The following is a 22,540-nucleotide window of genomic DNA, read 5'->3' on the forward strand; positions in this document are numbered from 1 at the left end:
TAATCGATTGGTTCACGAATTTTTTTTGGAATTTTTTTGCTCGAAAATAAAAAAACGAGCATTTCCAAGATTTACGCCTTCAAAATATTTACCTTTACGTAATTTCGAAATCATGTAATTTACTATTCGTTAACCGAAAAAATCCGGAGAATGAGGCTCATGTTACAGCGTCGAATCGCAGCTCTGGCGGTGATGACTGCAGGCATTATTTTCACGGCACTGCCTCCTGCTGCGGCAGGTGATTTTTATAGTCGCCACCATTATCAGCATCGTCAGTCACAGTTGAGCTTCTCCACGGACGGACTGCCCTCCACGCTTTCCGGCGGCACTTATGTGGGTGGAATATCCGCCTTGAGAGTCCGCGGGAACGGCAATTATTTCGCGATCAATGGTGGGCTTTCGCGACAAGGCGCAACCGTCAATATGGGCGCGCAGCTGGCACCGAAGGCGAAAATCATCAACGTCCGCGCCGAAACGACAGGCGACGCCTGCGATTACCAGCACGGCGTCTGCATCATCAGGCCCTGATATAATCAGACAAAACGCCAGACGGTGGTCTTTTTGACTTCACTGTCCTCCAGGGCCCGCGTCACCGGCACCTGATAGGTTGCCTCGGCGTAAAGGCGCTGTTTGGGCAGGTAGGCCCGCCCTGGATCGCCGACGAGTACGGTCACGCCCCTATCCGCCAGTTCCAGAAACCAAGGCACGAGGAGATCGGCAAAGGCGCGATCATAAAACACGTCGCCCGCCAGCAGAACATCCGCCTCAACCGGCGTCCCAACCAGATTGCGGACGGTAAAATCGATGGCCACACCATTGAGAGCCGCATTCAGCCGAATGGCCGTTTCCGTCCACGGATCGATATCGGCGGCGACAACAGCCGCGGCGCCCGCCTTTACGGCGGCAATGGCGACCAGTCCGGAACCGCTGGCGAAATCCAGCACACGCTTGCCGGAGACACTTTCAGGATGATCGAGAACGTAGCGGGCAAGCCCCTGTCCACCAGCCCAGGCGAAAGCCCAGAATGGCGGCGGCAGGCCGATCTCCTCCAACTCCTCCTCCGTCTTCAGCCACAGCTCATGTGCTTCGGTCGCAAGATGAAGGCGCAATTCCGGCACATGTGGTGGATGCATGATGCCGGTATTGTCGAGAATGAAGCGTTCGGGATCGGTCCTCACCGAAAGCTCAGTCCGGAGATTTCGGTGGATTGGAAAGGCCACCCATGCGGCAGACTTCGAGATACTCCTCTTCCGTCACCGGCTGCACCGAAAGCCGCATGGAGGTGACCAGCGACATCTTTTCGAGTTTCGGATTGGCCTTCACATCCTTCAGCGAAACAGGTTTCGGCATGTCGCAAACGGCGCGGATATCCACGCAATCCCACTTCAGATCGCCCTCTGCGGTCGAATCCGGGTGCGAAAGGGCGCAGACTTCCACGATGCCGACGACATCAAGCCCTTCATTCGAGTGGTAGAAAAAACCCTTGTCGCCGATTTTCATGGCGCGCATGTTGTTGCGGGCCTGATAATTGCGCACGCCGGTCCATTCTTCGCCAGCCTCGCCCTTGGCCTTCTGCATTTCCCAGGACCATTTGAACGGCTCAGACTTGTAAAGCCAGTAATTCGCCATGGCCGGTCACGCCCCCGGATTGTTGAAGACCCAGTTATAGGGCTTCACATCCACGCTTTCGAACAGGCCGGCCTTTGCATAGGGATCGGCATCGGCAAGGGCCTTGGCCGCATCGATGTCGGCAGCTTCCACGATGACAAGGCTGCCATTCGGCTTGCCTTCGGCATCCAGAAACGGTCCGGCAATCTTCAGCGTGCCTTCGGCGTTCAACTTGTTCAGGTGCTCCAGATGAGCCGGGCGCGTGTCCATGCGCACGTTCAGATGGCCGGGCTTGTCTTTGCAGATAAAGGCAAACAGCATTTTCGTCTCCTCGCTGGCGCATGCCTCCCAAAAGTGTAAGCGGTTTTGGGACCAGGACATGCGTAAAAACTATTCGAAGGCCACACTCATTCAGTGGTGATGGGCCTTGTCATCAATTGTTGCATGGCGCTCGCCACGTCCAGATTGCCGTCGATGATGGCCGCAACCGCCTCGGTCACCGGCATATCGACAGCGTGATGTTCGCCGAGCCGGGCGGCAACGGCTGCCGCAAAGGCGCCCTCCACCAGCCCGCCGGACATGTCCTTGCCTTCGCCCCGGCCAAGCGCGATGCCGAAACGCAGGTTTCGCGACTGGTGGCTTGTGGCGGTCAGCACGAGATCGCCGAGGCCGGAAAGACCGCGCACGGTATCGGCCTTGCCGCCCATGGCAACGACCAGACGCGACATCTCGGCAAGCCCCCGCGAAATCAACGCCGCCCGTGCGGAATCGCCGAGGCCCGCACCTTCCACGATGCCGGCGGCAATGGCGAGCACATTCTTCAGCGCGCCGCCAAGCTGCACGCCCGTGCGGTCGGTCGAGGCATAAAGCCTGAAGGTTCTGCCGGAAATCGTGGTCGCCAGCCGCTCGGCGATGACAGCGTCTTCCGCCGCTATCGCCATCGCCGTCGGCAGTCCGCGCGCGATATCGGCCGCAAAACCCGGACCGGAGAGAACGGCGATTGGATGATGCGGCAGTTCCGCTTCCAGAAGTTCCGTCAGCAGCCGGCCGGACACCCGGTCGATGCCCTTGGCGCAGGTAACGATGATACAATCGTTAGCCAGATAAGGACCGTAATGGCGCGCCGCATCGGCATGGGCCTGAGAGGGCATGGCAAACAACACGATGCCTGCATCGGCCAGCACATCCGGCTCAACGGAAAATTCCAGCGCATCCGGCAGGTCTACACCCGGCAGGACAGCCTCGTGAATACGATCAGCCCTAAGATCGGCCATCAGGGACGCATCACGGCCGAGCAGGGTCACGTCATGCCGGTTCTCCAGCGCGATGACGACGGCGAGCGCGGTTCCGAAGGCGCCAGCGCCGATGACGACGATTTTCTCCCGCTGCATCAGGCCTTGGCTCCCCTTTTGCCGAAACCGATCAATGTCTCCGCGCTGCCATCAAGCGGCCAGCGCGAGCGCGGCGCGATCTCCAGCGCATCGGGTTCCCGGCCGCATGCCATCCGCTCCAGACCGGCCCAGGCAATCATCGCGGCATTGTCGGTGCAGAGCCGGTGCGGCGGTGCGACAAAGCGGAACCCGTGGGCATCACAAAGCGCCTGGAGGGTCTGGCGGATTTCCGTATTGGCGGCAACGCCGCCGGCCACGACCAAAGCGGGCTCCGTCTCGAGATTCGGAAACTCTTCCTTAAAGCGGGCAAGGCCACGACCGATACGGTCCTTGAGCGTGCGTGACACCGCCTTCTGGAAGGAGGCGCAGATATCGGCAATATCCTGATCCGAAAGCGGAGCGATCGCGGTTGCCGCCTGCCGCACCGCTGTCTTCAGACCGGAGAAGGAAAAATCGAGTCTCGTCTCGCCGACCATCGGGCGCGGCAGTGCAAAACGGTCAGGGTTGCCTTTCGCTGCTGCCTTTTCAACCGCAGGCCCGCCGGGATAGGGCAATCCCAGAAGCTTCGCAGTCTTGTCGAAGGCTTCCCCAAGCGCGTCATCAATGGTCGTACCCCAGCGCTCGTATTCACCCACACCGCGAACCAGCACGAGCTGGGTGTGGCCGCCGGAGACCAGCAGCATCAGATAGGGGAAGGAAAGACCGTCGGTCAGACGCGCCGTCAGCGCATGGCCTTCGAGATGGTTGATGGCGTAAAGCGGCTTGTCTGCAGCCTTCGCAATCGCCTTGCCGGTCATCAGGCCCACCAGCAGACCGCCAATGAGGCCGGGGCCGGATGTGGCCGCGATGGCATCGACGTCCGCAAGGGTGACACCCGCCTGTTCCAGCGCTTCTTCCACCAGCGTGTCCAGCGCCTCGACATGGGCGCGGGCAGCAATTTCGGGCACCACGCCGCCATAGGCGCTGTGTTCCTCAAGCTGCGACAAAACGACGTCGGACACGATCTCGCCACGTCCGTCCGCATGCCGAACCACAATGGATGCAGCGGTTTCGTCACAGCTTGTCTCTATGCCGAGGATACGAAGAAAGCGGGTCATCAATTCTGTTCGTTCATTGCGATCATGCGCTGAGTTGGTCTAAGACAACTCCGGTAACAATGGATAGACGCGGATGCAAACAAAACCTTTCCGAATCGGCACGCGCGGCAGCCCTCTGGCGCTCGCACAGGCTTACGAGACCCGTAACCGGCTGATGTCGGCACACGGTCTGCCGGAAGATATGTTCGAAATCGTCGTGCTTTCCACCAAGGGTGACCGGATAACCGACCGCGCTTTGTCGGAGATCGGCGGCAAGGGTCTGTTCACGGAAGAACTGGAGAGCCAACTTCTTTCCGGCGAGCTCGATATTGCCGTGCATTCCTCCAAGGACATGCCGACCGTTTTGCCGAAGGGCCTTTATCTTTCCGCTTTCCTGCCGCGCGAGGATATGCGCGACGCCTTCATTGGTCGCACCGCACCAAAGCTTCTGGAACTACCGCAGGGCGCCGTTGTCGGCTCCGCATCCTTGCGCCGCCAAGCGCTGATCCGCCGCCTGCGTCCCGACCTGAGCGTCATCATCTTTCGCGGACAGGTCGAAACCCGCCTGCGCAAACTGAAGGAAGGCCAGGCGGATGCCACGCTTCTCGCCTTTGCCGGCCTGAAACGGCTGGGCATGGAGAACGTCCCGACGGACATTCTCGACCCGAAGGATTTTCCACCAGCCCCCGCGCAGGGCGCGATCTGCGTCGAAAGTCGTATTGGCGACACACGCATGGACGAGTTGCTTTCACCTATCAACGACATACCCACCTACGATGCCGTTACCTGCGAGCGCGCCTTTCTGGCCGCCCTCGATGGTTCATGTCGCACCCCGATTGCAGGCTTTGCTACCTGCCACGGCGAGGAACTTCATTTCTCCGGCCTGATCCTCACACCGGATGGACAGACGAGCCACAGCGTCGAGATTTCCGGTGCTCGCAAGGATGCCGAGGACTTGGGTCGCAAGGCCGGTGAAGACGTGCGCGCCAGGGCAGGCAGCAACTTCTTCGACGGCTGGAGCTGAGCCGATGCGGATCGTCGTCACCCGGCCGCTTCGTTCGGGCGAAAAGACGGCCGCAAAGCTTGAAGCCCTCGGTCACGAGCCGGTGCTTCTTCCGCTGTTTCATCCCGTCCACCACGGCGAGCGCGCAATATCAGCGCTATCGGAGCCGCTGTCGGCCATCGCCGTGACCAGCGCCGAGGCCTTGCGGGCGCTTAGAGATTTCCGCCACCGACTTGCGCCCCATCTTTCGAAACCGCTTTTTGCCGTCGGCGAGGCGACGGCGGAAGCGGCGAGGGAAATCGGCTTCCAAAACATCCTCACCGGATCTGGCGATGCGGTGGCTCTCGCGGGGCTTGTCTCGGAGCATCGCCCCCTAACGGAGAGCACAGATCCATTGCTCTATCTTGCCGGCACACCGCGAGGCGACGTGTTCGAGGACGGCATTGCCGCTGCGCGAATTTCCTTCCGGACCGTCGAGTGTTACGAAATGCAGCCGTCAGATCTTTCAGACGATATGCTCGAAACAGCGCTTGTGAAGACAGCTGCCGATGTGGTCCTGCTCTATTCGTCGGAAGCCGCACGGGCCTTTTTCCGCCACGCATCGTCGGAAAAATATGTGGCGGCGCTGACCACCACACAATTCGTCTGCATCAGCCGCAATGTGCTTTCACTGGTTCCGGAAATCTTCCGCGCGAACGCCGCAGCCGCCGAAGGGGCAAACGAGGCAGCCATGTTTGAACTTCTCCACCGAAAGTCTGGAACCTAATTCAGGCTCGCCTCTTTCCTTTGCCGCCGTCACTGACTAGGTTTAGACTATTGCAGGCAGAAATGAGGTTGTCATGGTATCGGGAAAGCCGCCACGCCACTCCAAGTCAAACGCCGAACCGGTCACCATCGACCTGGACGCAAAAGACGTGAAAGCAATTTCCGCCGACGTGGATGCTGCGAAGACTGATGACAAGACCGGCGAGACGACACCGGCAGCAGCTCAGCCAAACGTTCCTCCCAAGCCAGAAGCAGCCGAAACGTCCAGCCCGGCTCCCGTCTGGGTACAGACGCATAAAACACCCATGGAGCCTGCACCGAACGTTCACAAGGCGGAACCGGCAACCGGCAAGCCCCAGGTGGAAAAACCTGCCGACAAACAGCCCGAGACAGCTTCGCCAAAAGCCGAAGCGAAACCGGTGACCAGCGCGACGACTGACGCAAGCGCTGCTTCCGCTTCCGCGGCGAGCGCGAAGCCTGCGACTTTTGCTTCCACATCGTCGTCCGCAGCATCCGGAAGCGCGACTACTGGTGCAAAGCCATCGACAGGGAAGCCATCCTCCGGACCGGCCAAGCCATCCACGCCACAGCAATCAGAGCGCAAACAGGCGGCAGCCTCCGGTGTGATCGCGGCGGGTATCGTGGGTGGCCTCGTGGCGCTCGCAGCTGCTGGCAGCATGCAATATGCCGGCATTCTGCCCTCGTTTAATGTGAGCAAGACCGGAAGCGATGAGATTGCCGCATTGAGAACCGAGCTAGGGAGCCTGCGTCAGCAGCTCGCCAATGTTCCCGCGGCAGGAGGGGATACCTCGGCGCTGGAACAGCGCATCGCCGCTCTTGAGGGCGCAAAGGGCGAAGCCCCGCAGGTGGACGCACTTTCGGAAAAAATAACCGCGCTGGAATCCGCGCTCACGTCAGAGCGTTCCGCGCAGGCCTCGGCAACGGCGGAGCTGACACGCCGCCTGACTGACGCGGAAACGAAGATCAATGAACCGCGCGACGATATAGAAGTCGCCCGCGCCATTGCGTCGGCTGCACTGAAAGCCGCGATCGATCGCGGTGGGCCGTTCCTCACTGAACTCGACACATTGTCCAAGGTAACCCCGGACGATCCGGCAATCGCATCCTTGCAGTCTTTCGCCGCAACCGGCGTGCCGTCGCGCTCGGAGCTGATGCAGAAATTCCCCGACGTTGCGAATGCGATGCTCTCGGCGATCAATCGGCCCGACCCCAATCAGGGCATCATGGAACGTCTGACGGAAAGCGCCTTTTCGCTGGTGAAGGTCCGCCCCGTCGGAAACATCGAAGGCGAGACCCCCGACGCCATGATCGCGCGCATGGAAAACAAGTTGCGCAACGGAGATCTGCAGGGTGCGGCACTTGAATGGAATGGGCTTCCCGAGGCCGCCAAGACGGCATCCGCCGACTATAAAAAATCTCTGGATGCGCGCATCGAGGTCGAAAACCTGGTGGGAGGCACGTTAAACCGCGCCATCACCAGCACCGGCAAGCAGGGGTAAGGCATGACCAGAATTCTGACTTTCGTCCTCATCGTTCTGGCGCTCGGTTTCGGTTTCTCCTGGCTGGCGGATAGGCCCGGTGTCCTCTCAATCGTCTGGCAGGGCCAGCTGATCGAAATGAGCCTGATGGTCGCCGCCTCCATCGTTGCTGCATTGGTTGCGGCCGTCATGCTGGTCTGGTGGGTCGTCAATGCCATATGGACATCGCCGAACGCGGCACGACGCTATTTTCGCGCCCGCAAGCGCGACCGTGGTTATCAGGCGCTCTCCACCGGCCTCATCGCCGCCGGCGCCGGCAACGCCATTCTGGCCCGCAAGATGACGGCCCGCACGCAGGGGCTTCTCAGCGCTGATCAGGAGCCGCTGATCCACCTGCTTGATGCGCAGGCCGACCTCATCGAAGGCAAATATGACGAGGCGCGGCGCAAATTCGAGGCGATGGCCCGCGATCCTGAAACCCGCGAACTTGGCCTTCGCGGCCTTTACATCGAGGCGCGCCGACAGGGAGCCCATGAAGCAGCCCAGCAATATGCCGAGGACGCAGCCGAAAAAGCCCCCTACCTGCCCTGGGCAGCACAGGCGACGCTGGAAACCCGCTGCCGCAACGGCGAGTGGGATGACGCGATCCGCCTGCTCGACCAGCAAAAAGCAGCAGGCGTCATCCAACGCGGCGAGGCTGAGCGGCTGAAAGCTGTGCTTCTTACCGCAAAGGCCGGTGAAAAACTGGAGAGCGACCCGGTGGGTGCGCGCGAAGACGCAAAACAAGCCCTCAAGCTTGCAAAAAGCCTTGTGCCCGCAGCATTGATCGCAGCAAAATCCTATCTGCGCGAAGACAATCTGCGCAAGGCCGCAGCGGTTCTGGAACCGGTATGGAAGAACGATCCCCACTCGCAGATCGCCGATCTCTATGTTCGGGCGCGCAGCGGCGATACGGCCATTGATCGCCTTAAACGTGCCGAACGGCTTGAGAGCCTGAAACCCAACAACATCGAATCCCTGTTTGCCGTGGCGCAGGCAGCTCTCGACGCCAAGGAATTTGCCAAGGCGCGTGCCAAAGCGGAAGCCGCCGCCCGGATCGAGCCGCGCGAAAGCATCTTCCTGCTGATGGCCGACATCGAGGAAGCCGAAACCGGCGATCAGGGGCGGGTGCGTTACTGGATGGCGCAGGCGCTGCGCGCACCGCGTGATCCCGTCTGGGTGGCAGATGGTGTCACTTCGGAAAAATGGCTTCCGGTTTCGCCCGTGACAGGCCGTCTCGATGCCTTCGAGTGGAAGGCGCCTTTTGGCCAGCTTGAAGGACCTGTCGAAGACCTGACGATCGAAAATGCGATTGCAGCAGCACCGGCAAGGACCGAACAGGCTCCGACCCCGATCGTTGTTGAAGTGGCACCTCAGCCCATTGTTGTGACGAAACCCGCACCCATCGAGGTCAAGCCGGACGTATCTGCCCCGAAGGAGAAAAAGCCGGCAACAAATGAAGTTCCGGTGGAAGCCAGGCCAGCGGATGCGAAGACAGAACCGGTGCCATTTTTCGGTGGTGCACCGGATGATCCCGGCGTCAAGAAACCCGGCGTGGATGCCGAACCCAAAACCCGGCTAAAACTCTTCTGACAGGCTATCGATGTTCAACCAGATCCAGTCGTTTATTCAAAACCTCGTTGGCCAGCATGCGGATGAATTCAGCCCCGATGATCTGAGGGTCGCGGTGGCCGCCCTCTGTTTTCAGGTGATGGAAGCGGACGGCACCGTCTCCAAAAGCGAACGTGATCGCCTTCGTGAGATCCTCCACGACTATTATCATCTCGATGCCGGCAAGCTGGACGCGCTTCTTGCCGCCGGCCAGGAGGCCGGCAAGGAAGCCGTAGACTATTACCGATTCACCACCGATATCCGCCGCCATCTCGATGAAGAGCAGCGCGTGGAGCTTGTTGGCATCCTCTGGGATATTGTTTACGCTGACGGCGAACGAAGCGAGATGGAAGATCATGTGATCTGGCGCGTGGCCGATCTACTCGGTGTTTCCGTGCGCGACAGGGTTCTGCAACGTCAGCAGGCCGCCACCAGGTCCGGACCCGCTGAAGAAAGCGAAAACGAAGACGATGCTGTTTGACCCCTCCAGGCAACAGAGAAAACAACCTTCGCTGCTCGTCATCCTGCATCAGGAACGTTCCACGCCCGGCCGCGTCGGCCAGATGCTGGTGGAAAAAGGCTATCGGCTAGATATAAGGCGCCCCGCGCTTGGAGACGATCTGCCGCAAACGCTGGAGAAACATGCGGGCGCCATTATCTTCGGCGGCCCGATGAGCGCCAACGACCCGCATGACTATATCAAAGCCGAAATTGACTGGCTGAAAGTGCCGCTGAAGGAAAACAAACCCTTTCTCGGTATCTGCCTCGGCGCACAAATGCTGTCCAAACATCTGGGTGGTAAGGTAGAGGCCGACCGTGAAGGCAAGGTGGAAATCGGCTGGTATCCGCTTCATGCGACCGAACACGGGCGATTGCTGATGCCGCATTGGCCGAAGATGGTCTATCATTTCCACCGCGAAGGGTTCGATTTGCCGCGGGGAGCGGAGCTTCTGGCATCGGGCGAAACCTATCCCAACCAGGCTTACCGATACGGAAAAAACGCCTGGGGCCTTCAGTTTCACGCAGAACTGACCCGCGCGATGATGCACAGCTGGGTGGTGCGTGGCGCACAGCGTTTCGGCATGCCCAATGCGCAGGTCGGCAGCCAGCATCTGGAGGGGCGCATGTTGTTCGACACACCGCTCCGGTCCTGGCTTGGCAATTTCCTTGATCTGGTTTTCGAAGGCAAACCGCAGCGCTGAGGCGCGTCAGCGTCAGCGTGGTGCGTCGAGATTATCGATCCTGCGCAGCTTCGAAAAGCCGAGTGCCCAGATGACCGCAACCGCAAGCGTGCCCGCCCCGCCGATGACGACGGCTGGCACGGCCCCGACGACATGGGCCATGGTGCCGGCGCGGAACTCGCCCAGCTCGTTGGACGCCCCGACAAACACCATGTTCACCGCATTCACGCGCCCGCGCACCTCATCCGGCGTCCAGAGCGCAATCAACGTTTCCCGCACATAAACCGACACCATGTCCGATGCGCCCATGACTACCAAAGCGGCAATGGACACCCATGCGGTTTGAGAAAGTCCGAACACCACGGTGGAAATGCCGAAAAACCCGACACCGACGAACATCAGCAGGCCGGCATGGTGGCGGATGGGCCTGAACGCCAGAATGACCGCGACGGTTATGGCGCCGATACCGGGTGCCGCGCGCAGAAGCCCAAGCCCCCAAGGCCCGAGTGTCAGCACTTCCTTGGCGAAAATCGGCATCAGGGCGACAGCGCCGCCGAGCAACACGGCAAAAAGATCGAGCGAGATGGCGCCGAGAACCACTTTTTCCTGCGAGATGAATTTGAACCCGGCCAGCATTGTCTCGAGGCTGATCGCTTTCGCCGGACCCCGTTGCTCCGGTTTGCGGATCGTCACCGCCAGCATAGCGGACACGATGAACAGCACGAGCGCCACGCTATAGGCCACGGAAGCGCCGAGACCATAAAGCAGGCCACCGGCGACAGGGCCAAGAATGGACGCCATCTGCCATGAAGAGGAGTTCCAGGCGATAGCGTTCGGCAAATCCTCGACAGGCACAAGATTGGGAGCCAGCGATTGCACCGCCGGCCCCATGAAAGCCCGCTCTATGCCGAACACGACGAGAATGGCAAAGACCGGCCAGGGAGAAAAGCTGTGTGCCAGCGTCAGGCCAAGCAGAGCCGCCGCGCAACCGGCCGCGATCAGAAGGCATACGGCCATAATGCGCCGGCGATTGTGCCTGTCCGCCACCGTTCCAGTGACAAGGATCAAAAGCAGCGATGGCAGAAACTGGAAAAGACCGATCAAGCCGAGATAAAAGGCATTGCCGGTGACCTCATACATCTGCCAGCCCACGGAAACGCTGACGATCTGGATTGCGAAGGCCGAAAAAAACCGGGCGCTGAAAAAACGGCGATAGGAACTATGCCGGAATGCACCGAAGCGGTTTTCGGCAGAAGGCAGGGACATCGGCTGGGTGCTCTCGAGACAATATGAGAAGTCTGCAATAGAGCGATACGACAAGAATCGCCAGCCCTATAGGCGCAACACTTGCCGGTTCACGAGCGAATGTCTAAATGTCTTGCAATCAAGATACGGAGATATTGATGCTTGCCCTGTTTCAGACCATCGATCTGGCTTTGAACCTCTATACGTGGGTGCTGATCGCCAGCGCCATTTTTTCCTGGCTTTACGCCTTCAACGTCATCAACTCCCGCAACCAGTTCGTGAATGCCATCGGCAGCTTTCTGGTCAACGTCACCGAGCCGGTTCTGCGCCCAATCCGTAGCATTCTGCCTAATCTCGGCGGCATCGATATTTCGCCGATCATCCTGCTGCTGATCATCTTCTTCATCCGCTCCTTCATGTGGAATACGCTCTATCCCATGGTCGCTTGAGCGACCTCTGGCAAAGACACGGCGATCACATACGCCTGTCCGTTCGCCTCACCCCGAACGGGGGACGCGATGCCATTGACGGCGTGGAGCAGGATGCTGCCGGAAATGCCCATCTAAAGGCCCGCGTCAGCGCAGTGCCTGAAGGCGGCAAGGCGAACAAGGCCCTGGTCATTTTGCTGGCGAAAAAACTCGGACTGCCCCAATCGTCCATCACCTTCATTTCAGGTGAAACAGCGCGTAAAAAAATCCTCCGGATCGATACCGACCCGGAGGATTTCGAAAAGCTTTTTAGAAAGCTGGGAGTCTAAAGCAACGGCTGAAATCAGCCCTGCGTCTTGTAGCGCTCGATGGCTTCGACGATCAGCTTCTTGGCAACGTCGACATCCTGCCAACCGCCCATCTTCACCCACTTGCCGGGCTCCAGATCCTTGTAGTGCTCGAAGAAGTGCTCGATCTGCTTCAGCGTGATTTCCGGCAGGTCGGTGTAGTTGTGGACCTTGTCGTAACGGCGCGTCAGCTTCGGAACCGGAACGGCGAGGATCTTCTCGTCCTTGCCGCCGTCGTCTTCCATGATCATGACGCCGATGGGGCGCACATTGATCACGCAGCCGGGAACCAGCGGGCGGGTATTGCAGATAAGAACGTCGATCGGGTCGCCATCGTCGGAAAGCGTGTGCGGCACGAAGCCATAGTTACCCGGATAGGTCATCGGCGTGTAGAGGAAGCGATCGACGATCAGCGCACCGGCGTCCTTGTCCATCTCGTACTTGATCGGCTGGCCGCCAACCGGCACCTCGACAATAACATTCACGTCTTCCGGCGGATTCTTGCCAATGGAAATTGCATCGATACGCATTCGCTTCCCTCATTCGACGGGGTTGGATTTGGTTTTCGATACTGGGAAAGTCGCCGTATTGCAACATGGCTTTAGGCGGATAAGGCAGAATGCCGAATTTGAGGGCATCGGGATTGCGAATGGCCGACCGGAAAAAATGAAACCGGCGTGAAATCACCCGGCTGCGTACTTAGTTCCAGACGAAACCGATCTTGCGCAGCGACCTGCCGCCGAAATCTTCCATGCCCTCGGCGATGTCCCGGCCGCCATGGGAACGGAAAAACCGATTGGCGACCTCGCTATCTTCGAGGCACCAGACCACAACACCGTTGCAGCCGAGCGAGGTCAGCAGCCGGCGAGCTTCCGTGAACAGCAGCGAGCCAAGCCCGATGCCCTGATATTCCGGCCGCAGATAAAGCTCGTAGATCTCGCCGTCATGCGGCAGCCCACGCGCACGGCTTAAGCCCAGCGTGGCATATCCGGCAACCACGCCCTTCACTTCCACCACCAGCATGGTTGCGGAACCCCGGGTCGCCTTCTTCCACCAGATTTCGCCGCGGCGCTCCAGCATCTGCGTCAGCGGTCGGTGCGGGATCAGCCCGGCATAGGCCTGTTGCCATGACAGACGGTGCGCTTCGGCTATTGCGCGCGCATCTTGCGGTTCGGCTCGGCGAACATCTATGGATAACGTTTTCATAACGCGATTCTGGCCCCGACCATGAAAACTTGCCAGCCATAAAGGTTAACGACAGCAAGCTTACCCACAGCCTATTCATGTGGACGACCGAGAAAAATTAACGCATCCTTAACCTTTGACACAAGGGTCTTTCGACTCATGCACAAATAAAACATGCGCATAAAAAAACCCGGCTCGCGGCCGGGTTTTTTCAAATTCTTGACGGGAAGCCGCAATCAAACTGCGAGCTTCGCCTTTTCGAAACGCTTGCGATCGTTGGCGTCGAGGAACATCTTGCGCAGACGGATGGACTTCGGCGTCACTTCCATCAGCTCGTCGTCCTGAATCCAGGAAAGCGCGCGGTCGAGCGTCATGCGGATCGGCGGCGTCAGCTTTACGGCTTCATCCTTGCCGGCGGCGCGGATGTTGGTCAGCTGCTTGCCCTTCAGCACGTTCACTTCGAGATCGTTATCGCGAGAGTGAATGCCGATAATCATGCCGGCATAAACCTTCTCACCCGGCTCGATGATCATCGGGCCACGATCTTCCAGGTTGAACATGGCGTAGGCGACAGCTTCGCCCGAACCGTTCGACAAAAGAACGCCGTTAACGCGACCAGCAATCGCACCCTTGTACGGCTGATAGTCGTGGAACAGACGGTTCATGATCGCCGTGCCGCGCGTGTCGGTCAAAAGTTCCGACTGGTAGCCGATCAGGCCGCGGGTCGGAGCGTAGAACTTCAGACGAACGCGATTACCGCCGGAGGGACGGAGCTCAGCCATTTCAGCCTTGCGCTCGGACATCTTCTGAACGACGACGCCGGAATGCTCTTCATCGACGTCGATCACGACTTCTTCGATCGGCTCCATCATGGCGCCGTTCTCGTCCTTGTGCATGACAACGCGCGGACGCGAAACTGCAAGCTCGAAGCCTTCGCGACGCATCGTTTCGATGAGAACTGCCAGCTGCAATTCGCCACGGCCGGAAACGAAGAACGAATCCTTGCCTTCAGCCTCTTCAATCTTCAGCGCGACGTTGCCTTCGGCTTCCTTGAACAGACGGTCGCGGATGACGCGGCTCGTGACCTTGTCGCCTTCGGTGCCGGCAAGCGGGCTGTCGTTGACGATGAAGGACATAGTAACGGTCGGCGGATCGATCGGCTGCGCGGTCATCGCCTCGGTGACGGAAGGGTCACAGAAGGTATCGGCAACAGTGCCCTTGGAAAGACCAGCGATGGCGACGATGTCACCCGCATGGGCCTCATCGATGGATGTGCGCTCAATGCCGCGGAATGCGAGGATCTTGGAAATACGACCGGTTTCGATCGTCTTGCCGTCCTGGCCAAGTACCTTCACGGCCTGGTTTGGCTTGATCGAACCGGAAGCAATACGGCCGGTGATGATACGGCCGAGGAAGGGGTTGGCTTCGAGGATCGTACCGATCAGACGGAACGGACCTTCTTCAACCGTAGGCTCCGGAACATGCTCGAGAACCAGATCGAGCAACGGTGCAAGACCCTGATCCTTCGGACCTTCTGGGTTGACGTTCATCCAGCCGTCACGGCCGGAACCGTAAAGGATCGGGAAGTCGAGCTGCTCGTCGGTAGCATCGAGGTTTGCGAAAAGGTCGAAAACTTCGTTGATGACCTCTTCATGGCGGCCATCCGGACGGTCGATCTTGTTGATCGCGACGATCGGGCGAAGACCAACCTTCAGCGCCTTGCTGACGACGAACTTCGTCTGCGGCATCGGGCCTTCGGAACTATCGACCAGAACGATCGCGCCATCCACCATCGACAGGATACGCTCAACTTCGCCGCCGAAATCGGCGTGGCCGGGGGTGTCGACGATGTTGATGCGAACACCCTTCCACTCCACCGAAGTCGCCTTGGCAAGAATGGTGATGCCGCGTTCCTTTTCGAGATCGTTGCTATCCATCACGCGTTCCGCAACGCGCTGGTTGTCGCGGAACGAGCCGGACTGCTTCAGAAGCTCGTCAACGAGCGTCGTTTTTCCATGGTCAACGTGCGCGATAATCGCGATGTTGCGAATTGCCATTGTTCAAAATCTCTGAGGTTGGGCGCTACCGTCGTGAGATGCGCCAATTTAGTTTGGCGCGCTCATAACCTTTTTTTTGCAAATGCGAAAGGGGGGCATTGTCATATGCCCCCTGCGCTCAGGTTCTAGCTCAAGAATATGACAGTCTTTTATACGAGGCCGCGCTTCAAAAGCATGGCATCGGGACTTGGCATCTTGCCGCGAAAAGCAAGATAGGCCTCCTCCGGATCGATCGAGCCACCGACTGAATAGATATTCTCTTTCAGCTTGCGCGCCATTTCACCATCGAAGGCGTTGCCGGTCTCCTCGAAGGCAGAAAACGCGTCGGCGTCCAGCACCTCCGACCACATGTAGGAATAATAACCGGCCGAATAACCATCACCGGAAAACACATGCTGGAAATGTGGCGTCGCATGCCGCATGACGATGGACTTCGGCATGTTCAGGGCGGAAAGCACCTCACCTTGTACGACCATGGGATCGCCGACGCTGTCACGGGTGTGGAACGCCATATCGACGATGGCCGAAGAAGTGAATTCCACCGTGCTGAAACCAGCATTGAAGGTCTGTGCTGCCAGAACCTTGTCCAGCAGCGCCTTTGGCATCGGTGCCCCGGTTTCATAATGCAGGGCATATTTCTCCAGAATTTCCGGCACGGTCAGCCAGTGTTCGTAAAGCTGCGACGGCAACTCGACGAAATCGCGCGACACACCCGTTCCAGAAACGGAAGGATAGGTGACATCAGATAACATGCCGTGCAGGGCGTGGCCGAATTCGTGAAACAGCGTGCGCGCATCATCGAGCGAAAGCAGCGCAGGCTTTCCCTCTGCCGGTTTTGCAAAATTGCAGACATTGTAGATGATCGGTATTTCACCGACAGTGCCGTTCTTCAAAGGCAGCTTGTGCTGCGACTGGAACGAACTCATCCACGCGCCGGAACGCTTGGACGGGCGGGCGAAATAATCGCCGAGGAACATGGCCTTCAGGTCGCCCTTGTCGTCGCGGATTTCAAAAACCCGCACATCGGGATGATAGGCGGCGACACCCTTGATCTCGACGGCACGAATTGCAAAGAGCCGGTTGGCCACATCGAAACACGCATCGATGATCTTTTCCAATTGCAGATACGGCTTCAATTCGGTCTCGGAGAAGCTGAATTTCTGTGCCCGCAGCTTTTCGGCGTAATGGCGCCAGTCCCAGGGCATCACCTCGTGGTTCTTGCCCTCCGCGGCGATGATGGAGGCAAGTTCAGCCTCCTCCTCACCTGCGCGCAGCACGGCCTTTTCCCAGACCTGGCCCAGAAGACCGTTCACGGCATCCGGCGTTTTTGCCATCGTGTCGTCCAGCTTGTAGGCAGCAAAATTCTTGTAGCCAAGAAGCTGTGCCTTTTCCTCACGCAGTTCCAGCGTACGGCGGACGGTTGCGCGGTTGTCGGTATCGCCACCATTTTCGCCGCGGGCCACCCAGGCCTTGAAGGCTTGCTCGCGCAAGTCGCGGCGTTCGGAGAAGGTCAGGAATGGCTCGATGATGGAGCGGGAAAGGGTAACGGCAAATTTGCCGTCTTCGCCATGTTCGCGCGCGGCGCCTGCCATGGCATCACGCAGAAAACCGGGAATGCCGGAAAGCTCGTCATCGGTGGAGAGCAAAAGTTTCCAGCTCTTTTCATCCGCCAGAACATTCTGCCCGAATTTGGCACCGAGACCGGCAAGCTCTTCATTGATGGCCGCCAGACGCTCCTGACGGTCCTTCTGCAACTTTGCGCCGGAGCGCACGAAACCCTTCCAGTGCCGTTCGAGAACGCGTTTTTCCTCGCCGGTCAGGGAAAGCGAATCGCGCGTTTCCCATAGCGTGTCGATGCGTCTGAACAGCGCCTCGTTCATGCCGATCTTGGAATAGTGCCGTGACATTTTCGGCGCGATTTCCCGCTCCAGTGCCTGAATGACGCTGTTGGTGTGGGCACCCGCCTTGTTCCAGAACAGCGCCGAAATGCGCGAGAGTTCGTCGCCTGCGATTTCAAGCGCGGTCACGGTGTTTTCGAAGGTCGGCGCCTGCGGATTGCCGGCAATCGCATCGATTTCCTGTTCATGGGACAAAAGGGCGGCTTCAAAGGCCGGAGCAAAATCCTCATCCTTGACCGCATCGAATTTCGGCAGACCGTTCTGACCGTTCCAGGTAACGAGTGCGGGATAGGGCGCGGTCGTGGATGGCATTTCATCTTCCTTGTACAATTCCGGTTTACGCCCATATGGGCATGCCTCCACCGCCAATTCAATATGCCGGAATTTGGTGTGGAAGACATGATCGTCAACACCGCCAAGAATTGACCGGCATGGCGACGGCATGTTTTGATTTCTCGCAATAATATCCCATGATGGAGATATGTATTATGGAGATTTATTCTTTAAGGTCTGCCAATAGTTTCCTTTTCAGGGACAATCCCAAAAACAGCAGACCCGTGGGAAGCCCCGATTTCGGCAAGGCAGCCCCATCCGACGCGGCCACCGGCTTTGAAGAAACGATAGACCGCATCGATTTCACCCGTGTTAGCCCCCGGCAATTGCGGGAAATCGCGCAGGCATATTACGATACCGGAAAAATCAGCCACGATACCTGGCTTGAGCTTTCGTCCGAACTTCCGGCACAGACGCTGAATGCCAATGGCGAGGTGATTGACATTGCCGACGTGACCGACGACACGGATTTCGACTTCGTGACGTATTTTTCTGACCGGATCGAGATTGCCCGTTCCATTGGCACGACGGATGAAGTGGAAAAAATGCAGGGTGTATTGTCTTTTTTTGCTTCGACGTGACGATGACAGGCAATGTTGTTGGACGTCCCGCAATCAAACTGACGAATACTTTACGCAATTTTCGATAATATGATTTATGCGCCATTGCTTATCGTCCGAAACTTAGTAAGGCTGACTTACCAAAAGGCGAAGCATGGGCACACGCGAAAAAGATTCATTGGCATTTTTGCTGAACAGCGGCGCACGCCTGCTGAACAGTGCATTTGAGCGCCGCATCTCGGAAGCCGGACTGGGCCTTACCCCCGGCGAAGCAAGAGCATTGCTGACAGTTGCGGTTATCGATGGCAGCAAACAGGCTGACATCGCCGCCCGTCTCGGCATCGAACCCATGACGATCTGCGCCTATCTCGACAAGTTGCAGTCACTCAATCTGATAGAGCGCCAGCAGGACCCGCAGGACAGGCGTTCCAAACGTATCGTCCTGACGAAAACCTCCGCCGACATGCTGGAAGCTGTCGGTCATGAAATCGACCAGCTCGTTCTTCAGGCCACACAGGGACTGAACGAAGAGGAAGTCGCGCTTTTCCGTAGCTTCCTGCAGACGCTTCGCAACAATCTGCAACCGGAACAGCAGGGCCAGAACGGCTGATCGCAATGTCGAAAACGATCATGTCCAGAAAACGCACGGCTTTGCTCGGAGCATTGCTGACAGCGCTGGCGCCCATTTCCATGTCGATTTACACGCCGGCCATGCCGGAACTGACACGGGTTTTCGCAACCACCGAATCTGCCATAAAACTCAGCCTCTCGCTCTATTTTGCCGGTTTTGCCTTAGCCCAATTGCTTGCCGGGCCGGCATCCGATGCCTTCGGGCGGCGCAAGGCGAGCCTCGTCTTCCTGTCGATCTTTCTGGGCGGTGGTGTGCTCGCCCTCTTGGCCCCAACCATCGAAGTGCTGCTGTTCGCGCGCCTCGTTCAGGGCATCGGCGCTTCCGTTGGCATGACTGTTGCGCGCGCCGTGGTGCGCGATCAGTTCACCGGCCCGGAAGCCTCCAGCATCATGAACCTCATCGGCATCATGCTGGCGATCGGCCCTGCGATGGGGCCGACGATCGGTGGTCTGTCACTTGCGGCTTTTGGCTGGCAATCGGTGTTTTTCCTCATGGCCGGTCTCGGAGCTATCGCCATCCTTTCGGTGGTGCTTTTTCTGCGTGAAACGACGGTGCCTGACAAAACCAGGATCCGACCCCGACACCTTCTGTCTGCCTATGGCACATTGCTGAAGCAGCCGCGTTTTCTTCTGGCCGCCCTGGTGCTCGGCGGCTCCATCGGCGCACTTTATGCGCAAGCCACCATGCTGACCTTCATCCTTATCAACGAAGTCGGCATGTCCCCCACGGCCTTCGGTGTCGGCATGCTGATGCAAACAGGCGCCTATTTCTTCGGTTCGATTGCGTTGCGTTACATCGCGCCTAGACTGGGCGACCGGCGTTCCGTCGTGCTTGGCCTTTGTTTTTCCGGCACGGGCGGTCTTCTCATCATGCTGTCGGTTTTCCTCGTGCCACCATCCTTCCTCTCCATCATGGGACCCGTCGCGGTGGCGACGGTCGGGATCGCGCTGTTGACGCCTTCGATGGTCACGGCGGCCCTCGCCCCCTTCCCGCATATCGCCGGCTCGGCATCGGCCATGATGGGTTTCATCCAGATGGGATCTGGCTTTGCGGGTGGGGCAATGGCCTCGCTCATAGGTTCCCCGCTGACCAGCTTCGGCATCATCATTCCGGTGATGGAATTCGTGGCCGTTGCCAGCTACATCGGCTTTCGCGCCGTTTCCAGAAGAGAGACATGAAAAAACCCGCAGGCGTTGCCACCTGCGGGTTTTTCCAATTCATACTTCAGCAGAATTACTTGCCGAGATTACGCTTCGCAAGGGTGCGCAGGCGCAGGGCATTGAGCTTGATGAAGCCAGCTGCGTCCTTCTGGTCATAAGCACCGTGGTCGTCCTCGAACGTCACCAGCGCGTCGGAATAGAGCGACTTCGCGCTCTCGCGGCCGGTCACCATGACATTGCCCTTGTAGAGCTTCAGCGTCACTTCGCCTTCCACATGCTCCTGGCTCTTGTCGATCAGGGCCTGCAGCATCTCGCGCTCGGGCGAGAACCAGAAGCCGTAATAGATGAGTTCGGCGTAACGCGGCATCAGATCGTCCTTCAGATGCGCGGCACCCCGGTCGAGCGTGATGGATTCGATCGCACGATGCGCAGCCAGCAGGATGGTGCCGCCGGGCGTTTCGTAGACGCCACGCGACTTCATGCCGACGAAGCGGTTCTCGACCAGATCGAGACGGCCGATGCCGTTTTCGCGACCATAATTGTTGAGCGTCGCCAGAAGCGTGGCAGGCGACATTTCCACACCGTTGATGGAGCAGGCATCACCCTTGCGGAAACCGACCTTGATAACGGTTGCCTTGTCAGGCGCCGCTTCCGGGGAAATGGTGCGCATGTGCACATATTCCGGAGCTTCCTTAGCCGGGTCTTCCAGAACCTTGCCCTCGGACGAGGAGTGCAGCAGGTTGGCGTCGACGGAGAACGGCGCTTCGCCCTTCTTGTCCTTGGCCACGGGAATCTGGTTCTTTTCGGCAAATTCCAGAAGGTCGGTCCGGCTCTTGAAAGTCCAGTCGCGCCATGGGGCGATGATCTTGATATCCGGGTTCAGCGCATAGGCCGAAAGCTCGAAACGGACCTGGTCGTTGCCCTTGCCGGTGGCGCCATGCGCAATGGCATCGGCACCGGTCTTCTTGGCGATCTCGATCAGGTGCTTGGAAATCAGCGGGCGGGCGATGGAGGTACCGAGCAGATAGACACCTTCATAAACGGCGTTGGCACGGAACATCGGAAAAACGAAATCACGCACGAACTCTTCGCGGACGTCCTCGACGAAGATTTCCTTGATGCCCAGCATTTCGGCCTTCTTGCGCGCCGGCTCAAGCTCTTCGCCCTGGCCGAGATCGGCGGTAAAGGTCACGACCTCAGCGCCGAGTTCCGTCTGAAGCCACTTCAGGATGATCGAGGTGTCGAGGCCGCCGGAATAGGCGAGAACGACTTTCTTAACGTCTTTCGGGAGTGCCATTATGATGTCCATCTGCATGATGACGGCATCGGGGTACCGCCATTTCCTTGGGATTTCGGCACTTTTACAGTGCAACCCGAAAACTGTGAAGCGATTTTCGGAAAAGATGCCCGACAAAACAACGAATAGGACGAAAGGGCAATAGGCATTTGCGAAAGGTCAGATCCCCGCAACAGCGCGTCATGACTGGAACGAACGAATTGTCACATGCATTATGCGATTTCGCGCTTTAACATGAAGCGGCGCGATCAACTTGAAGACCGTGAATGAAGCCACTCAGGGTTCAGGCAACGTTGCAAACGGCTGGAAACAGCACAAAACGACGCGAAAGGAAAACCTATGACGACCATCCACCCTGCATTCAAGGAAGATAATGTCGCCGTCATCACCGGCGCGGCCTCCGGTATCGGACTTGCCGCGGCCCGGAAATTTGCCGGTTTCGGCATGAGCGTCGTCCTCGTCGATCTCGACGGTGACAGGCTTGCCGCAGCGCATGCTGATATTCTGACCATCGCAAAGGACGGCGAAGCACAGATCGTCGCAATACCGACCGACGTGTCGAAACTCGATGAGCTTGAGGCGCTGGAACGCGCTGTCATCCAGCGTTTCGGGCGGGTTCATGTGTTGATGAACAATGCCGGCATCCAGCCGGGCAGCGCCATCTTCGGGGCTCAGGCCAACTGGGAAAAAGTCATCAACGTCAACCTGATGGGTGTCGTGAACGGCAGCCGGGTGTTTGGGCAGGGCATGGTCGCCCATGGCGAGGCCGCGCTCATCATCAATACCGGTTCGAAACAGGGCATCACCACCCCGCCGGGCGATCCGGCCTATAATGTCTCGAAGGCCGGCGTCAAAGCCTTCACGGAAGCGCTACAGCACGAGCTGCGCAATATTCCGAACAGTGCGGTTTCCGCCCATCTCCTGATCCCCGGTTTCGTCTTTACCGGCCTCACGGCAAATGGCAGGACGGAAAAACCAGCAGGAGCCTGGACCGGCGAGCAAACCGTTGATTTCATGATCGAGAGCATCGCCAGGGGCGATTTCTACATTCTCTGCCCGGATGGCGAAGTGGATCGCCCGACGGACGAGAAACGCATTCTGTGGGCAGCTCAAGACATCGTCCAAAATCGTCCGCCACTGTCGCGCTGGCACACCGAATATTCCGCCGCCTTCACCAGCTTCCTCAAAAACTGATCGCCCGACGCCGCCGCACTTTGAAAGTTGCG

24 protein-coding genes are annotated in these 22,540 nt (G+C 58.6%); 13 read left to right on the forward strand and 11 right to left on the reverse strand.

The genetic code is table 11. The features are described from left to right. The first annotated feature begins 159 nt into the window (after positions 1-159). Positions 160-528 (forward strand): hypothetical protein, encoded by a 369-nt coding sequence (locus tag G6L97_RS11200; RefSeq protein ID WP_019566047.1) that lies wholly within the window; start codon positions 160-162, stop codon positions 526-528. A 5-nt stretch (positions 529-533) separates the two neighbouring features. On the opposite strand, the gene G6L97_RS11205 is transcribed toward G6L97_RS11200, so the two are convergent. From G6L97_RS11205 to tsaD, 5 genes are all read right to left on the reverse strand, one after another. Continuing rightward, complete coding sequence (locus G6L97_RS11205; protein WP_111782584.1) at positions 534-1,178, reverse strand: class I SAM-dependent methyltransferase; 645 nt, start codon at positions 1,176-1,178, stop codon at positions 534-536. A gap of 7 nt (positions 1,179-1,185) precedes the next feature. Continuing rightward, complete coding sequence (locus G6L97_RS11210) at positions 1,186-1,629, reverse strand: EVE domain-containing protein (RefSeq protein ID WP_003516712.1); 444 nt, start codon at positions 1,627-1,629, stop codon at positions 1,186-1,188. 6 nt (positions 1,630-1,635) lie between these two features. Then, positions 1,636-1,929: a YciI-like protein gene (locus tag G6L97_RS11215; RefSeq protein WP_003516711.1), complete on the reverse strand. Its 294-nt coding sequence runs from the start codon at positions 1,927-1,929 to the stop codon at positions 1,636-1,638. 86 nt (positions 1,930-2,015) lie between these two features. Next, a complete protein-coding gene (locus tag G6L97_RS11220) occupies positions 2,016-2,999 on the reverse strand; it encodes an NAD(P)H-dependent glycerol-3-phosphate dehydrogenase (RefSeq protein ID WP_013636892.1) in 984 nt (327 codons plus the stop codon). Next, on the reverse strand, positions 2,999-4,096 hold the full coding sequence (tsaD, locus tag G6L97_RS11225) for a tRNA (adenosine(37)-N6)-threonylcarbamoyltransferase complex transferase subunit TsaD (RefSeq protein ID WP_111782583.1): 1,098 nt from the start codon (positions 4,094-4,096) through the stop codon (positions 2,999-3,001). The genes G6L97_RS11220 and tsaD overlap by 1 nt, the downstream gene beginning before the upstream one ends. 73 nt (positions 4,097-4,169) lie before the next feature. Between tsaD and hemC the strand changes: the two genes are divergently transcribed. The 6 genes from hemC to G6L97_RS11255 all read left to right on the forward strand — a co-directional run bounded on the left by hemC (position 4,170) and on the right by G6L97_RS11255 (position 10,194). Then, positions 4,170-5,099 (forward strand): hydroxymethylbilane synthase, encoded by a 930-nt coding sequence (gene hemC, locus G6L97_RS11230; RefSeq protein WP_111782582.1) that lies wholly within the window; start codon positions 4,170-4,172, stop codon positions 5,097-5,099. Between the two features lie 4 nt (positions 5,100-5,103). Next, entirely contained in the window at positions 5,104-5,844 is a 741-nt protein-coding gene (locus G6L97_RS11235; protein WP_111782581.1) for a uroporphyrinogen-III synthase, read from the forward strand. A 73-nt stretch (positions 5,845-5,917) separates the two neighbouring features. Next, complete coding sequence (locus G6L97_RS11240; RefSeq protein WP_174002920.1) at positions 5,918-7,363, forward strand: COG4223 family protein; 1,446 nt, start codon at positions 5,918-5,920, stop codon at positions 7,361-7,363. Positions 7,364-7,366: 3 nt separating this feature from the next. Further along, positions 7,367-8,974, forward strand: a complete 1,608-nt coding sequence (locus G6L97_RS11245; protein ID WP_111782579.1) for a heme biosynthesis protein HemY — start codon at positions 7,367-7,369, stop codon at positions 8,972-8,974. Between the two features lie 10 nt (positions 8,975-8,984). Continuing rightward, on the forward strand, positions 8,985-9,473 hold the full coding sequence (locus G6L97_RS11250; RefSeq protein ID WP_111782578.1) for a tellurite resistance TerB family protein: 489 nt from the start codon (positions 8,985-8,987) through the stop codon (positions 9,471-9,473). Then, positions 9,463-10,194 (forward strand): glutamine amidotransferase, encoded by a 732-nt coding sequence (locus G6L97_RS11255; RefSeq protein ID WP_003516697.1) that lies wholly within the window; start codon positions 9,463-9,465, stop codon positions 10,192-10,194. Before G6L97_RS11250 ends, G6L97_RS11255 begins: the two co-directional genes overlap by 11 nt. Positions 10,195-10,206: 12 nt before the next feature. On the opposite strand, the gene G6L97_RS11260 is transcribed toward G6L97_RS11255, so the two are convergent. Further along, positions 10,207-11,439 (reverse strand): MFS transporter, encoded by a 1,233-nt coding sequence (locus G6L97_RS11260; RefSeq protein WP_003516689.1) that lies wholly within the window; start codon positions 11,437-11,439, stop codon positions 10,207-10,209. A 137-nt stretch (positions 11,440-11,576) separates the two neighbouring features. On the opposite strand from G6L97_RS11260, the gene G6L97_RS11265 reads away from it, so the two are divergent. Next, positions 11,577-11,867, forward strand: a complete 291-nt coding sequence (locus G6L97_RS11265) for a YggT family protein (protein ID WP_003516688.1) — start codon at positions 11,577-11,579, stop codon at positions 11,865-11,867. Further along, entirely contained in the window at positions 11,864-12,175 is a 312-nt protein-coding gene (locus tag G6L97_RS11270) for a DUF167 domain-containing protein (RefSeq protein WP_111782577.1), read from the forward strand. Before G6L97_RS11265 ends, G6L97_RS11270 begins: the two co-directional genes overlap by 4 nt. 14 nt (positions 12,176-12,189) lie before the next feature. Here G6L97_RS11270 and ppa read toward each other — a convergent pair whose 3' ends face one another. The 4 genes from ppa to G6L97_RS11290 all read right to left on the reverse strand — a co-directional run bounded on the left by ppa (position 12,190) and on the right by G6L97_RS11290 (position 17,645). Further along, the gene (ppa, locus tag G6L97_RS11275; RefSeq protein ID WP_003516686.1) at positions 12,190-12,723 is read right to left on the reverse strand and encodes an inorganic diphosphatase; all 534 of its coding nucleotides are present in this window, start codon (positions 12,721-12,723) and stop codon (positions 12,190-12,192) included. A 169-nt stretch (positions 12,724-12,892) separates the two neighbouring features. Beyond that, positions 12,893-13,399: a GNAT family N-acetyltransferase gene (locus G6L97_RS11280; protein WP_003516685.1), complete on the reverse strand. Its 507-nt coding sequence runs from the start codon at positions 13,397-13,399 to the stop codon at positions 12,893-12,895. A 215-nt stretch (positions 13,400-13,614) separates the two neighbouring features. Further along, positions 13,615-15,435, reverse strand: coding sequence for a translational GTPase TypA (typA, locus tag G6L97_RS11285; protein ID WP_003516684.1), 1,821 nt, complete (start codon positions 15,433-15,435; stop codon positions 13,615-13,617). 149 nt (positions 15,436-15,584) lie between these two features. Next, the gene (locus tag G6L97_RS11290) at positions 15,585-17,645 is read right to left on the reverse strand and encodes a M3 family metallopeptidase (RefSeq protein ID WP_111782576.1); all 2,061 of its coding nucleotides are present in this window, start codon (positions 17,643-17,645) and stop codon (positions 15,585-15,587) included. A 176-nt stretch (positions 17,646-17,821) separates the two neighbouring features. On the opposite strand from G6L97_RS11290, the gene G6L97_RS11295 reads away from it, so the two are divergent. The 3 genes from G6L97_RS11295 to G6L97_RS11305 all read left to right on the forward strand — a co-directional run bounded on the left by G6L97_RS11295 (position 17,822) and on the right by G6L97_RS11305 (position 20,035). Next, positions 17,822-18,247, forward strand: coding sequence for a hypothetical protein (locus G6L97_RS11295; protein ID WP_111782575.1), 426 nt, complete (start codon positions 17,822-17,824; stop codon positions 18,245-18,247). A 133-nt stretch (positions 18,248-18,380) separates the two neighbouring features. Beyond that, on the forward strand, positions 18,381-18,836 hold the full coding sequence (locus tag G6L97_RS11300; protein ID WP_003516681.1) for a MarR family winged helix-turn-helix transcriptional regulator: 456 nt from the start codon (positions 18,381-18,383) through the stop codon (positions 18,834-18,836). Positions 18,837-18,856: 20 nt separating this feature from the next. After that, positions 18,857-20,035, forward strand: coding sequence for a multidrug effflux MFS transporter (locus tag G6L97_RS11305; protein ID WP_111782627.1), 1,179 nt, complete (start codon positions 18,857-18,859; stop codon positions 20,033-20,035). A 55-nt stretch (positions 20,036-20,090) separates the two neighbouring features. Here the strand turns inward: G6L97_RS11305 and G6L97_RS11310 are convergent, their stop codons facing one another. Next, on the reverse strand, positions 20,091-21,314 hold the full coding sequence (locus G6L97_RS11310) for an argininosuccinate synthase (protein WP_111782626.1): 1,224 nt from the start codon (positions 21,312-21,314) through the stop codon (positions 20,091-20,093). Positions 21,315-21,653: 339 nt separating this feature from the next. Here G6L97_RS11310 and G6L97_RS11315 point away from each other — a divergent pair, with 339 nt between their 5' ends. Beyond that, positions 21,654-22,508: an SDR family NAD(P)-dependent oxidoreductase gene (locus G6L97_RS11315; protein ID WP_003516675.1), complete on the forward strand. Its 855-nt coding sequence runs from the start codon at positions 21,654-21,656 to the stop codon at positions 22,506-22,508. The last annotated feature ends 32 nt before the right edge of the window (positions 22,509-22,540 follow it).

The organism is Agrobacterium tumefaciens, from assembly GCF_013318015.2.
In the GTDB taxonomy this organism is placed as follows: Bacteria; Pseudomonadota; Alphaproteobacteria; order Rhizobiales; family Rhizobiaceae; genus Agrobacterium; species Agrobacterium tumefaciens.

Excerpts from the sequence above, each read along its gene's own strand:
- G6L97_RS11215 (WP_003516711.1), bottom strand. The coding sequence starts at position 1,929 with ATGCTGTTTGCCTTTATCTGCAAAGACAAGCCCGGCCATCTGAACGTG.
- G6L97_RS11315 (WP_003516675.1), top strand. The coding sequence starts at position 21,654 with ATGACGACCATCCACCCTGCATTCAAGGAAGATAATGTCGCCGTCATC.
- G6L97_RS11255 (WP_003516697.1), top strand. The coding sequence starts at position 9,463 with ATGCTGTTTGACCCCTCCAGGCAACAGAGAAAACAACCTTCGCTGCTC.
- typA (WP_003516684.1), bottom strand. The coding sequence starts at position 15,435 with ATGGCAATTCGCAACATCGCGATTATCGCGCACGTTGACCATGGAAAA.
- G6L97_RS11235 (WP_111782581.1), top strand. The coding sequence starts at position 5,104 with ATGCGGATCGTCGTCACCCGGCCGCTTCGTTCGGGCGAAAAGACGGCC.
- ppa (WP_003516686.1), bottom strand. The coding sequence starts at position 12,723 with ATGCGTATCGATGCAATTTCCATTGGCAAGAATCCGCCGGAAGACGTG.
- G6L97_RS11310 (WP_111782626.1), bottom strand. The coding sequence starts at position 21,314 with ATGGCACTCCCGAAAGACGTTAAGAAAGTCGTTCTCGCCTATTCCGGC.
- G6L97_RS11250 (WP_111782578.1), top strand. The coding sequence starts at position 8,985 with ATGTTCAACCAGATCCAGTCGTTTATTCAAAACCTCGTTGGCCAGCAT.
- G6L97_RS11305 (WP_111782627.1), top strand. The coding sequence starts at position 18,857 with ATGTCCAGAAAACGCACGGCTTTGCTCGGAGCATTGCTGACAGCGCTG.
- G6L97_RS11290 (WP_111782576.1), bottom strand. The coding sequence starts at position 17,645 with ATGCCATCCACGACCGCGCCCTATCCCGCACTCGTTACCTGGAACGGT.
- G6L97_RS11265 (WP_003516688.1), top strand. The coding sequence starts at position 11,577 with ATGCTTGCCCTGTTTCAGACCATCGATCTGGCTTTGAACCTCTATACG.
- G6L97_RS11300 (WP_003516681.1), top strand. The coding sequence starts at position 18,381 with ATGGGCACACGCGAAAAAGATTCATTGGCATTTTTGCTGAACAGCGGC.
- tsaD (WP_111782583.1), bottom strand. The coding sequence starts at position 4,096 with ATGACCCGCTTTCTTCGTATCCTCGGCATAGAGACAAGCTGTGACGAA.
- G6L97_RS11220 (WP_013636892.1), bottom strand. The coding sequence starts at position 2,999 with ATGCAGCGGGAGAAAATCGTCGTCATCGGCGCTGGCGCCTTCGGAACC.
- hemC (WP_111782582.1), top strand. The coding sequence starts at position 4,170 with ATGCAAACAAAACCTTTCCGAATCGGCACGCGCGGCAGCCCTCTGGCG.
- G6L97_RS11260 (WP_003516689.1), bottom strand. The coding sequence starts at position 11,439 with ATGTCCCTGCCTTCTGCCGAAAACCGCTTCGGTGCATTCCGGCATAGT.
- G6L97_RS11240 (WP_174002920.1), top strand. The coding sequence starts at position 5,918 with ATGGTATCGGGAAAGCCGCCACGCCACTCCAAGTCAAACGCCGAACCG.
- G6L97_RS11210 (WP_003516712.1), bottom strand. The coding sequence starts at position 1,629 with ATGGCGAATTACTGGCTTTACAAGTCTGAGCCGTTCAAATGGTCCTGG.
- G6L97_RS11245 (WP_111782579.1), top strand. The coding sequence starts at position 7,367 with ATGACCAGAATTCTGACTTTCGTCCTCATCGTTCTGGCGCTCGGTTTC.
- G6L97_RS11295 (WP_111782575.1), top strand. The coding sequence starts at position 17,822 with ATGGAGATTTATTCTTTAAGGTCTGCCAATAGTTTCCTTTTCAGGGAC.
- G6L97_RS11280 (WP_003516685.1), bottom strand. The coding sequence starts at position 13,399 with ATGAAAACGTTATCCATAGATGTTCGCCGAGCCGAACCGCAAGATGCG.
- G6L97_RS11200 (WP_019566047.1), top strand. The coding sequence starts at position 160 with ATGTTACAGCGTCGAATCGCAGCTCTGGCGGTGATGACTGCAGGCATT.